Annotated in this window: 1 protein-coding gene; it reads left to right on the top strand. The window is 41.4% G+C overall.

What is annotated here, in order from left to right:
• Nucleotides 1–371 precede the first annotated feature (371 nt).
• Nucleotides 372–14,165 (top strand): Ig-like domain-containing protein, encoded by a 13,794-nt coding sequence (locus tag B2Z27_RS09135; protein ID WP_286813428.1) that lies wholly within the window; start codon nt 372–374, stop codon nt 14,163–14,165.
• The last annotated feature ends 16 nt before the right edge of the window (nt 14,166–14,181 follow it).

Consider the following 14,181-nt stretch of genomic DNA (forward strand, 5'->3'; position numbering starts at 1 on the left):
GTAATTAACAAACGTTATTCTTTTAATTAACAGTATAAATATAATTTTATTTCATTTTAACATTTAAATATGTAAGAAATTATTTGATTTTTATCCGTTTCATACGAAATGATCACTAAAACAATAATTATTGTCTGTATACTTTTGTAAGAAAATACATTATATCTTAGATTCACATACAGAAAGGGCTATTTGACAACAAATAATAATACCCTTATAAAACCATTGTTATTTTTGATTTATCATTAATTTTTTAATGAACGCTTGTTCATGTAAAAATTAAGACAATAATCTTTTAAGTAAAGAATTCGCGGAATATGAAACTAATGCACGCTTACTTCACAAGACAGAGAAATTCACAGAAGACGAAAATGAACAGATTTAATTTTTTGTTTAGTAGACTTTTAAGTCTATGTGCTAATCTGTTAAAGACAAATACATATTCTAAATATAAAAGCCCTGCATACTTACAATCTTGTCTGGTTGCAATTGTGCTGTTTTTTGCAATTGATGCCAATGGACAGAATTTTGAAAGCGTATCTATAACGGGTGTTTCAAGTGGTACCGTTGAAGATGCCTATTTTAATGCTACTTCACCTACTATACCGGCATTGGCTTTTGTAAGAGTTCAAAAAATTGGCGGTGCGCCAGGTAATGGACAGATTGCATATTCTAATACTGTAGATAATTTCTTTTATTTGAATCCTTCGAACAGTAATACCAATGCACCTTCAAGAATAAGAATTAGTTTTTTACAAGCGGATCAGACGACCTTGATACCTGTAAATGATTTTAGGATAATTATAAATGATATTGATGGTACCCCGGCTCCTGCTGATCCTAATGTACCCATAGAAAATGAAGCGGTGGGTACAGACTGTAGTAACTCCGTACGTTTTACGGCTACTGATATTCCCACGAATATTGCAATAGACACAACGCCGCCAACACTTTTGTCGGCAGGTACGGAATCTGAAGCAAATGGTCCTGAAAGTAATTTAATGTTCGAGTTTAATGATGTAAATTTTATCGAATTTGATATTTATGCCAACCCTGGATTTATAAAAGAATTTGATCTCAACCAAAGTGAATATCAGATCAATACATTTTTGTACTCTGTTTGTGTTGGTGATTCTGACGGCGATGGTGTGTTTGATAATGTTGATATTGATGATGATAATGACGGAATTTTGGATATTGTTGAATCTAATGGTAATGATCCCAATGGAGATGCTGATGGTGACGGCCTACCTAATTATCAAGATGTTTTAGATAATTCTGGGGATGGGGTTCCTACATATAATGCTAATGCCGATGGTAGTGTTACCAACTATACAGATGCAAATTCTGATGGTGTACCGGACGTTTATGAGGCTAGTCAAGATAATGATAGCTTTCCAAATCATTTAGATTTGGATTCTGACGATGATGGTATTCCAGATAATATTGAAGCTCAAGCTACAGGTACTTATGTAGCACCGTCTGGTAACGATTCCGATGGCGATGGTTTAGATGATAATTATGAAGGAACAGGTAACCAAGGATTAATACCTGTTAATACAGATGCTGCTTTTGTAACATCGGATAATGTTCCAGATTTTTTAGATCCAGATAGTGATAATGACGGAATACCAGATACGGTAGAAGCATATGATACCAATGGAGATGATATTCCGGAGATAACATTGTCAGGTAATGATACAGATTTAGACGGTATTGATGATAATTTTGATCAGAATGCTGGCGGAATAGATGACCCAGATGCAGCAACGAACAATAATCAAACTCCAAATACTTTTCCAGATGATGACCCAGCTGGTGGAGAAAGAGATTGGAGAGATCCAAGAGATAGTGACGGTGATGGTACAACGGATAACAATGATACGGATGATGACAATGATACCATTTTAGATGTAGATGAATATGCAGGTCTTGATCCTTTTGGTGATGAAGACGGTGATGGAATCTTAAACTTTAAGGATGTAAGCCAAGATGTAGGAAATACCGGTGATGGTACCACTACAATATATACAGATGCAGATGGCAATGGAGTTCCTGACGCTTACGATGTGGATAATGATGGTTTACCTAATCATTTAGATATAGATAGTGATGGTGATGGTCATTTAGATGCCACGGATCCAAATCCGTATGCACCAACGGCTCAAGATGAAAGTGCCAATGCTACCTTAGGCGTAGCTACAAATATTAATATTTTAAGTAATGATGATTATTTGCCAAATAATGATGCTAATAATCAAGGAACAACTGCAATAACCAGAGTTGGTGGTACTGCAGGCGGTACGGCTATTTTAGATGCTCTTACTGGTGAATTGGCATATACCCCTTTATTGACAGAGAATGGGTCAACAGTGACGGTAATTTACGAGGTCTGTAATACCGATCCGGACCCAGATGTTTGTGAAACCGCAACGGTTAATATTACGGTAACCAATGATCCGGATACCGATGGTGATGGTACGCCAGATTCTAGTGATGACGATGATGATAACGATGGTGTCCTAGATGGTGATGATAATGCACCTTTTGATCCAAGCAGTTGTCAAGATTTGGATAATGATGGTTGTGATGATTGTTCTGCTACAGCTAATAATGATTTTTCTGTAGGCGCTAACTTTGATCCTGCAAATGACGGTACGGATACGGATGGTGATGGATTATGTGATGCTGGTGACCCAGATGATGATAATGACGGAGTTTTAGATGGTGATGATAATGCACCATTAGATCCAAGTAGTTGTCAAGATTTGGATAGCGATGGCTGCGATGATTGTTCCGCTACCGCAAGTACGGATTTTTCTGCGGGTAATAATTTTGATCCTGCCAATGACGGAACGGATACCGATGGTGACGGATTGTGTGATAGCGGTGATACGGATGATGATAATGACGGAGTTTTAGATGTAAATGATAATGCACCTTTAGATCCTAGTAGTTGTCAAGATGCGGATGGTGATGGTTGTGATGATTGTTCGGCAACGGCTAATACCGATTTTTCTGCCGGTGCTAATTTTGACCCTGCAAACGATGGACTTGATACAGATGGTGACGGAATTTGTGATACTGGTGATACTGATGATGATAATGACGGAGTTTTAGATGTAAATGATAATGCGCCCTTAGACCCAAGTAGTTGTCAAGATGCAGACGGCGATGGTTGTGATGATTGTTCCGCTACGTCAAGTACCGACTTTTCTGCGGGTAATAATTTTGACCCATCAAATGATGGACTTGACACAGATGGAGATGGATTATGTGATGCTGGCGATCCTGATGATGACAATGACGGTGTTTTAGATGGAGCTGATAATGCACCTTTAGACCCAAGTGTTTGTCAAGATGCAGATGGTGACGGTTGTGATGATTGTTCCGCTACATCAAATACCGATTTTTCCGTAGGTAATAATTTTGATCCATCAAATGATGGTATAGATACTGATGGTGACGGAATTTGTGACTCTGGTGATGATGATGATGATAACGATGGCGTTTTGGATGGAGCTGATAATGCACCTTTAGATCCTAGTAGTTGTCAAGACTTGGATAACGATGGTTGTGATGATTGTTCGGCTACGGCAAGCACTGATTTTACAGCAGGTGCTAATTTTGATCCCGCCAATGACGGTACCGATACTGATGGAGATGGTACTTGTGATTCTGGTGATGACGATGATGATAATGATGGTGTTCTTGATGTAAATGATAATGCACCATTAGATCCTAGTAGTTGTCAAGATTTGGATAACGATGGTTGTGATGATTGTTCTGCCACGGCAAATAACAATTTTTCTGCGGGACCTAATTTTGATACTGCCAATGACGGTACCGATACTGATGGAGATGGAATTTGTGATTCTGGTGATGACGATGATGATAATGATGGCGTACTTGATGTAAATGATAATGCACCATTAGATCCTAGTAGTTGTCAAGATTTGGACGGTGACGGTTGTGATGATTGTTCGGCAACGGCAAGTAATGATTTTTCTGTGGGCAATAATTTTGATCCATCAAATGACGGTATAGATACCGATGGTGACGGAATTTGTAATTCTGGTGATACTGATGATGACAATGATGGTGTTCTAGATGGTGATGATAATGCACCGTTAGATCCAAGCAGTTGTCAAGATTTGGACGGTGATGGTTGTGATGATTGTTCTGCAACGGCAAACAATGATTTTACTGCAGGAGCAAACTTTGACCCTGCCAATGATGGTGTAGATACTGATGGTGACGGACTTTGTGACTCTAGTGACCCTGATGATGATAATGACGGTGTAGAAGATGGTTCAGATACTGCACCTCTTGATCCTTCTATTTGTCAAGATTTGGACAGTGATGGTTGCGATGATTGTTCAGCTACTGCAAACAATGATTTTGCTGCAGGTAATAATTTTGACCCTGCCAATGATGGTGTAGATACTGATGGCGATGGTATTTGTGATTCTTCGGATTTAGACGATGATAATGACGGTGTGGCAGATGGTTCAGATACTGCACCATTAAACCCATCAATTTGTCAAGATTTGGACAACGATGGTTGTGATGATTGTTCCGGCACCTCAAGTACCGATTTTTCTCCGGGAGCTAATTTTGACCCTGCCAATGACGGTACGGATACAGATGGTGATGGCTTATGTGATTCTGGTGATGACGATGATGATAATGATGGTGTTTTAGATGTTGATGATGATGCACCACTAAACCCATCAATTTGTCAAGATTTGGATAACGATGGTTGTGATGATTGTTCCGCTACGGCAAGCAATGATTTTTCTGCAGGTGCTAATTTTGACCCTGCAAATGATGGTACGGATACTGATGGTGATGGTTTGTGTGATTCTGGTGATACCGACGATGATAATGATGGGGTTCTTGATGGCTCGGATACCGATCCATTAGATCCTTCGGTTTGTCAAGATTTGGATGGTGACGGTTGTGATGATTGTGGGGCAACGGCAAGCAATGATTTTTCTGCAGGGGCTAATTTTGATCCGGCAAATGACGGTATTGATACTGATGGAGACGGAATATGTAACAGTAACGATGAAGATGATGATAATGACGGTATACTTGATGCTGTAGAAGGTACCGGTGATTTTGATGGTGATGGCATTCCTAATAATGAAGACCTGGACAGTGACAATGATGGTATACCTGACGTTGTGGAAACAGGCAATGGTAGTTTAGATCTTGACGGAAACGGATCTATAGATCCTGGTGAAAGTAATCATGGTTCTAATGGTATTCCAGATGTTGCTGAAGATGGTGGTACTGATGGAGCAGGTGTTTCTGGCACTCCTTTGAATAGCGATAATCAAGGCGGTCCAAACTTTTTGGACATAGATTCAGATAATGATGGTATAAAAGATTTAGTAGAATCACAGCCCGATGCTGGTTTGGTTCAAGCTTCTGGTGATGATACGGATAATGATGGTATTGATGATGCATTTGATGTTGATCAAGGAGGAAGTTTTACCAATTCACCGGTAAACACAGATGGAGATGTTCATCTGGATTATTTAGATTTGGATAGTGATAATGATGGTATTATAGATAATATTGAATGGCAATCCACGTCTGGTTACCAATCACCTGGTACAGATTCAGACGGAAATGGTTTAGCTGATAATTATGAAGTTCCGCCAGCCGGTTCTGGACAATCCATTAATGAACCTGAAAATTCCGATGGTCAAGGTAGTCCAGATTTTAGGGATACTGATTCAGATAATGATGGTGTTAGTGATACGGTTGAAGCATATGATATAGATGGAGATAATATTGCGGATACTACACCTTCAGGAACAGATGCTGATAATGATGGTCTAGATGATGCTTTTGATTTGGTTATTACGGGATCAAATGGTATTGAAGATACTAACGGGGCAACAAATAACAACCAAAATGTAAATGATTTTCCTAATGATCAAGATCCTTTTACTAGTGAAGTAGATTTTAGGGATGCCAATGTGCACTTGACTCCTATAGATACTGATGGTGATGGTGTTAATAATAGTGTAGATAAGGATAATGACAATGATGGTATTTTAGATTATGTGGAATCATTAGGTTTTGAACCTACCGATACCAAAGGAGATGATTGTGGTATTCCCCCCGGTTCCTTTGTAGGTGGTTCTTATATATCTTCTACCGGTAGTGGTCCGGGTACTGTTGGTGCCGAGTATCGTTTCTCTACAGTGGTGACTTCATCTCTTGGGGTGTTAGATGCAATTGTAGCTATAACCGATATTGACAATGCAACCTTAACTTCTATTGATAATGGTGGTTTTGGCAGCAATGACGCTTGGCAACCTAGTTTTGATGTAGGTGGTGGTGTCGGTGATGTTGGTAGTATGACCTTTAATATTAGGTTGGTGGCTACCGGCACGGATTTTCAGGTAAACCTTATTCGTTTCGGAGGTGTTATTTATGATATTGATGGAGCTAATACCGAAGAAAGCGTTACACTTGCAAGACCTGGTTTATATGCTGTTGATGGTAATACTTTGTTGAATATTTCAGAGAATTTGGCAACGGGTACCACAACATTTGAAGGACCTCCACAAACATGGTCAGGTGTAGATTTTGGACCAAGATTGGCTGTATATTTCAATTATTATGAAACTACCAATTTCACAGTAACATTTTCGGGTGAACTACAACCAGGATTTTCATCAAATGATTATTTAGGTTCCATTTTGTTTCAAACTTGTGATATCAACGGTTTGTTCACTTCATCGAATAATACTATGGCTGCTAACTCTGCTGGTTCTCCCTCGGGAACGCAATCGGGTCCTGGGTCTGCACCGGTATACACTATAAATGAAGGTATAGATAGTGATCATGATGGTATAGAAGATCATTTGGATATTGACTCTGATAACGATGGTATTCCAGATAATGTAGAAGCACAAACTACAAGTGGTTACGTAGCAAGAAATGCAAATACAGATGGCAATGGCAATGATGATACTGATGGCGATGGTTTAGGTGACGAATATGAAGGAGCAGGGGATGAAGGTGTTTCCCCGGTAGATACAGACGGTGACGGAATTCCGGATTATCTGGATTTGGATACCGATGGCGACGGACTTTCGGATACTGAAGAAGCTGGTTTTACAACGGCGTCCAATAATTTGGATAATGATCATGATGGTTTGTTTGATGATTATGATGATGTAGATACTACAGGTTTACCGTTCGATTCTAATGATGATCAAGACAATGGGGCATCTGATCTACCGAACAACGCGGTGATTACCACCTCAGAAGTAGATTACAGAGAAGACGGTATAGATGATAATGATTTGGATGGCATTGCGGATTCTGTTGATTTAGATGATGATAATGATGGTTTACTGGATACGGAAGAAAGTCCGTCCGGTTTAGATCCAAGTGCAGATGCAGATGCAGATGGGGTACTCAATTATCTTGATCCTGATTTAGGTGTAGATGATAATGGAGACGGTATTATTGATAGTTTTGATACCGACGGTGACGGTGTTCCAAACCATTTTGATTTGGATGCTGATAATGATGGTATTTATGATGTGGTAGAATCTGGCAGTGGTCAACCCTTTACCAGTGGAAGGTTAGACGGAGCTGTGGGTACGGATGGTATTCCAGATTCTGTTCAGGCTAGTGGTCAACAAGATAGTGGTTCAGTGAATTATACACTGCTGGATTCTGAGGCAACACCAGATGGTATTGCTGATTACTTAGAGTTGGATGCGGATGGAGATTTATGTAATGATGTTATAGAGGCAGGTTTTACAGATGATGATTCAGACGGAGTTTTAGGAGATGGTGCGCTTGTGGTAGATACTGATGGGGTTGTGACCGGAACCAATGTGGTTGACGGATATACTACGCCAAATAATGTGGATAGTGCTACTAATACTGATTTCGACTTTCAACAACCAGGGGAGACGGCTACAATTGCATCAAGTGCTGAACAACCACAAGATGTTTTAACCAATGGCAGTTCACCAGAAACATTTACCGTAACGGCATCTGGAATTTCCTTGGCATATCAATGGGAGGTAGATGATCAATCAGGTGGAGGTTTTGAAGCTATAGATGATGCAAATGGAACAGATATTTACACGGGTAGTACAACGGAGACATTAACCTTGACCGGTGCTACCGTAGCTCAAGACGGATTTGAGTATAGGGTGATAATTACAGATTTAACTTTTGTATGTTCTCCGTTAACGTCTGATGTTGCTTTACTGACTATTGATGTAACTGCACCGACTATTACTATAGATGTAGTTTCTACCGATGATATTATCAATGCGGTTGAAGATGATAGTGACGTTACCATTAGTGGAACAACCACAGGGGCTGAAGACGGTCAGACGGTAACAGTAACCTTGAACGGACAAACATATACAACCACGGTAACGGGTGGTGTATGGTCGCTGGATATTCCGGCAGTGGATGCACAGTCTTTAGATGCTACGGAAACAATCACTGCAGATGTTAGTGACCTGGCAGGAAACCCGGCAACAAAGGCAACAAGGGATATTGAGCATGATGATACCGCACCTACAATAACCATAGACGTGGTATCTAACGATGATATCATTAATGCTCTTGAAGATGATAGTGATGTTACTATAAGTGGAACGACTACTGGAGCTGAGGATGGTCAAACGGTAACAGTAATTTTGAACGGAGAAACGTATACGACTACGGTAACTGGTGGTGTATGGTCTTTAGACGTGCCTGCAACTGATGCACAAGCACTGGATCCTACAGAAACCATTACTGCAGATGTAAGTGATTTTGCTGGTAATCCGGCAACTCAGGCTAATCATGATATTATTCATGATATTACGCCGCCAACCATTACAATTGGTGTAGTGGCTAATGATGATATTATTAATGCTTTGGAAGATGATACCGATGTAACAATAAACGGTACAACAACTGCCGAGGACGGGCAAACCGTTACAGTAGTCTTGAACGGAGAAACATATACCACTACCGTAACTAGTGGAACATGGACTTTAGATGTGCCTGCGGCAGATGCACAGGCATTGGATCCTACGGAAACCATTACGGCAGATGTAAATGATGTTGCGGGTAATCCGGCTACACAGGCAACAAGAGATATTGAACATGATGTTACGGTACCAACGATAACAATAAATGTTGTAGCTGTAGATGACATCATAAATGCAGTTGAAGATGATAATGATGTTACCATAAACGGAACAACAACAGATGTTGAAGACGGGCAGACAGTAACTGTAGTGCTGAACGGGCAAACATATACAACTACGTTAACTGGTGGTGTTTGGACATTAGATGTGCCTGCTGCGGATATTCAAGCATTGGGTACTACACATACAATAACGGCTGATGTGAGCAACGATGCTGGTAACCCTGCCATACAGGCGACCAGGGATATTGAGCATGACGCTATTGCCCCAACTATAGCTATAAATGTTGTTTCTGCAGATGATATTATCAATGCGGTAGAGGATGACAGTGATGTAACGATCAGTGGAACTACTACAGGTGCCGAGGATGGGCAGATCGTAACGGTAACCTTGAACGGTCAGACATACACGGCAAGTGTAACTAGTGGTACATGGAGCTTTGATCTACCTGCGGCGGATGCTCAGGCATTGGATCCAACCGAAACGATAACTGCAGATGTAACCGATGTAGCAGGTAACCCTGCCACACAGGCAACTAGGGATATCGAGCATGATGTTACAGCGCCGACCATTACTATAGATGTAGTATCTAACGATGATATTATCAATGCTGTAGAAGATGATAGTGACGTGACTATAAGTGGTACGACCACTGGTGCCGAAAATGGTCAGACAGTAACCGTAATTTTGAACGGACAAACCTATACGTCTACTGTTACAGGAGGTACTTGGAGCTTTGATCTACCTGCAGCCGATGCCCAGGCATTGGATCCAACCGAAACGATAACTGCAGATGTAAGCGATGTAGCAGGTAACCCTGCCACACAGGCAACTAGGGATATAGAGCATGATGTAACTGCACCGACCATTACCATAGATGTGGTATCTACCGATGATATCATCAATGCATTGGAAGATGATAGTGATGTAACGATCAGTGGTACTACAGATGCAGAGGACGGGCAAACTGTGACGGTAACCTTGAACGGTCAGACATACACTGCAATCGTAACAGGAGGTACCTGGAGCTTTGATCTTCCTGCTACAGATGCACAGGCATTGGGAGCTAATGAAACGATCACTGCAGATGTAAGCGATGTAGCGGGCAACCCTGCCACTCAGGCAACTAGGGATATTGAACATGATGTAACTGCACCTACCATTGCTATAGATGTGGTATCTACCGATGATATCATCAATGCGGTTGAAGATGATAGCGATGTAACGATCAGTGGCACTACAGATGCAGAGGACGGGCAAACTGTGACGGTAACCTTGAACGGACAGACATACACAGCAAGTGTAACTGGCGGTACTTGGAGCTTTGATCTTCCTGCGGCAGACGCACAGGCTTTAGACCCAACCGAAACGATCACTGCGGATGTAAACGATGTAGGGGGCAACCCTGCCACTCAGGCAACTAGGGATATAGAACATGACGTAACTGCACCTACCATTAGTATTGATGTGGTATCTACCGATGACATCATAAATGCGGCTGAAGATGATAGCGATGTGACCATTAGTGGAACTACAGATGCCGAAGACGGACAAATTGTGACAATAGTGTTGAACGGACAGACATACACAACAAGTGTAACTGGCGGCACTTGGAGTTTTGATCTACCTGCAGCAGACGCTCAGGCTTTAGATCCAACCGAAACGATCACTGCAGATGTAAGTGATGTGGCAGGTAATCCTGCCACACAGGCAACCAGGGATATCGAACATGATGTTACAGCGCCGACCATTACTATAGATGTAGTATCTACCGATGATATTATCAATGCTGTAGAAGATGATAGTGACGTTACTATTAGTGGTACTACCACCGGAGCCGAGGACGGGCAAACCGTAACGGTAACCTTGAACGGACAAACCTACACTGCTGTAGTGACTAGCGGTACTTGGAGCTTTGATTTACCTGCGGCAAACGCACAGGCTTTAGACCCAACCGAAACTATCACTGCGGATGTAAGCGATGTAGCAGGTAACCCTGCCACTCAGGCAACAAGGGATATCGAGCACGACGTGGCTCCACCTACAATAGCTATAAATGTAGTGTCTACGGATGACATCATAAATGCATTCGAAGAGAATAGTGATGTAACCATTAACGGAACTACAGATGCGGAAGACGGACAGACCGTGACGGTAACCTTGAATGGACAGACATATACGACCACGGTAACGGGTGGTACTTGGAGTCTGAATGTACCAGTTGTAGATGTTCAGGCATTGGACCCAACGGAAATCATTACTGCTGACGTAATTGATGTTGCCGGTAACCCTGCCACACAGGCAACTAGGGAAATTCAACATGATGTTATTGCACCGATCATTACCATAGATGTGGTATCTAACGATGATATCATCAATGCGGTAGAGGATGATAGTGATGTAACGATCAGTGGTACTACCGATGCAGAGGACGGTCAAATTGTGACTGTAATCTTAAACGGTCAGACCTACACAGCAAGTGTAACTGGCGGTATTTGGAGTTTTGATCTACCTGCAACAGACGCTCAGGCATTGGATCCAACCGAAACGATCACTGCAGAAGTAAGCGATGTAGCCGGTAACCCTGCCACTCAGGCATCTAGGGATATCGAACATGACATAACTGCACCGACGATAACCATAGATGTGGTTTCTACCGATGATATTATCAATGCTGTAGAAGATGATAGTGACGTTACTATAAATGGTACGACCACTGGAGCAGAGGACGGGCAAATTGTGACAGTAGTGTTGAACGGACAGACATATGCGACAACGGTAACGGGAGGTACATGGACCTTTGATCTACCAGCTGCCGATGCTCAGGCTTTGGACCCAACCGAAACTATAACTGCAGATGTAAGTGATGTAGCTGGTAATCCTGCCACACAGGCAACAAGGGACATTGAACATGATGTAACGGCACCTACCATTACTATAAATGTGGTATCTACCGATGATATTATCAATGCGGTTGAAGATGATACCGATGTAACGATCAGTGGTACTACGGATGCCGAGGACGGGCAGATTGCTACAATGACCTTGAACGGACAGTCTTACACTGCAATCGTAACAGGAGGTACCTGGAGTTTTGATCTACCTGCAGCAGATGCCCAGGCATTGGATGTAAATGAAACCATTACTGCTGATGTATTTAATATAGCAGGTAACCCTGCACCGCAAGCTACACGTGAAATAACGCATGATGTAACGGCACCTACCATTACTATAGATGTGGTATCTAACGATGATACCATCAATGCAGTTGAGGATGATAGCGATGTAACGATCAGCGGTACTACGGATGCGGAAGACGGACAGATCGTAACAGTATCCCTGAACGGACAGTCGTACACCGCAGTCGTAACAGGAGGAACTTGGAGCTTGGATATTCCGGCAACAGATGCACAGGCCTTGAATGTAAATGAGACTATTACAGCCAATGTGAGTGACCTAGCTGGTAATCCTGCAGTGGCGGTTACTAGAGACATCGTTCATGATGTAGTAATTGGAATCGATATTGATACACCTATAGAAATAGATGATATTGTTAATGCAGTTGAAGATAATGATGTTGTTATAACAGGTACAACCACCGGTGTTGAAGATAATCAGATTGTTACAATTACTTTTGGTGACGGTGTAAATACAGTTACATCAACCGCAACTGTAATATCTGGAGTATGGACTGCTAGCGATGCAGATATTTCGACATTGACAAATGGATCTATTTTAGTAAATGCAGAAGTGTCTGACATACCGGGCAATAATGCTGTTGATTCCGAAACTGTAATTCTTGATAACACCGCACCAATAGCTGATAGCTTTAGTACATTCGATATTGATCCGGTATTGACAGGTAATGCAAGTGCCAATGAATCTCTTGTTATTGAACTAGATACGGATGGTGATGGATTAACGGATGTAACCTATAGCGTAATTGCGGATGCTAATGGCGAATGGAGTTTAGATACGGGTATGGCAACCCCTACGTCTGGTAATTTCCCTGTTCTTACTGATGAGGATGTTATAGAAATAATTGTTACCGATGCTTCTGGTAATTCTGGTAATGGTACGGTTACGATATCTGAGGATTCTGATAATGATGGACTTACCAATAACGAGGAAAGTGATTTGGGAACAGATCCTAATAATCCTGACTCTGATGGTGATGGTATTGTTGATGGAGAAGAAGTTTTGGTTGATAATACCGATCCTTTAAATGATTGTGACCATGTTGATGGTATGCCTTTGGGAGCAAGTGATTGTGATAATGACGGATTGACCACAGAAGAAGAAGTGACATTAGGAACCGATCCTAATAACCCTGATACTGATAATGATGGTTTAACCGATGGTGAGGAAGTAGACTTGGGTACAGATCCAAACAATCCCGATACCGATGGTGATGGAATTACAGATGGTCAAGAAGTTTTGGATAATACTGATCCTTTAGATGCTTGCGATTCTATAAATGGAACCCCTATTGGAACTTCTGATTGTGATAATGATGGATTGACTACCGATGAAGAAAATTCTTTGGGTACTGATCCTGAAAATGAGGATACTGATGGTGATGGCATCAATGATGGCCAAGAAATAGAGGACAGTACCGATCCACTTGATGGGTGTAGCTCTATTGGCGGTACTCCACCACAAGGTACGGCGTGTGATATTAGCATTGAAAGTGACCTTGTGAATCCAAACACTAACGGTGGTGTCTTTACAATCAATAATATAGAATCATTCCCAAATAATACAGTGAGAATATATAATAGATGGGGTGTGCTGGTTTTTGAAACTAACGGATATGATAACAATGGTAATGCATTTAGAGGTATTTCCAATGGTAGGGTAACGGTGAAAAAGAATGATGAATTACCAGTTGGTGTATACTACTATATAATTGATTACGCCAATGACCAACAGTCTAAATCAATGAACGGTTACTTATATATTAACAGATAAAAAAAAGAACCCCCAA

Source organism: Maribacter sp. UBA3344 (genome assembly GCF_002362375.1).
Taxonomy (GTDB): domain Bacteria; phylum Bacteroidota; class Bacteroidia; order Flavobacteriales; family Flavobacteriaceae; genus Maribacter; species Maribacter dokdonensis.